An 826-nucleotide genomic window follows, 5' to 3' on the forward strand; every position below is an offset into this window, starting at 1 on the left:
AGTCCGGCGAGGTCGCTGTCGGTGAAGGACAGCGCCACGATATCCGCCGGCGTCTGCCGCAGATCGACCGGCTCGGCGAGGTCGTCGAGCGAGGCGGATGTCGTGGTGAGGATGTGCATCGCGACCCGTGTCCGAAATCAGCCGGCGAGTATAAGCTCGATCGCCGGGCGGTTCAGCCCTTTCAGGCCGATGACGACGAGACGCGAGCGGCGGTCGTCCTGCGCGGTCCAGGCGCGGTCATAGTAATGATTGACGCGCGGCCCGACGGCCTGCAGCAAGAGCCGCATCGGCTTGCCGCCGACTTCGACGAAGCCTTTTACGCGCAGCACGTTCTCTTCTTCGGCGACGGTGGCGACGCGCTTTGCCAGCTCGTCCGGATTGGCGATCGAGGCAATGTCGACGATGAAGGTGTCGAAGTCGTCATGCTCGTGGTCGAACGCGCCGTCATGATGGGACTTGCGGTTCTGGATGTCGTCCTCGACGGCCAGACCGAGCCCGAGCAGCACCGAGGGATCGACCTTGCCATGCGACGTCGGCACGATCTTCACGGCGCGGGCGGAGTGTTCGCCAATGACAGCATTGGCGCGGGCGGTGCCGGCGGCGTCCATCAGGTCGCTCTTCGACAGGATGATCAGGTCGGCGCAGGCGATCTGGTCCTCGAACAGTTCTTCCACCGGGTCGTCGTGGTCGAGCGTCTCGTCCCCGGCGCGCTGCGCCTGCAGGGCATCCATGTCGTTGGCGACGCGGCCTTCGGCCAAGGCCGGGCCGTCGACCACGGCAATGACGCCGTCGACTGTGACGCGGCTCTTCACGCTCGGCCATTGAA

The 826-nt window shown here is 66.0% G+C and carries 1 protein-coding gene; it reads right to left on the reverse strand.

The window, feature by feature from the left end; translation table 11 throughout:
• Window positions 1-137: 137 nt before the first annotated feature.
• Window positions 138-826: cobalamin biosynthesis protein CobW (gene cobW / locus EN749_RS36595; protein ID WP_128365070.1), on the reverse strand; the 689-nt coding region annotated here is incomplete at its 5' end.

It is taken from the genome of Mesorhizobium sp. M7A.F.Ca.ET.027.02.1.1 (assembly GCF_004022985.1).
Classification (GTDB): domain Bacteria; phylum Pseudomonadota; class Alphaproteobacteria; order Rhizobiales; family Rhizobiaceae; genus Mesorhizobium.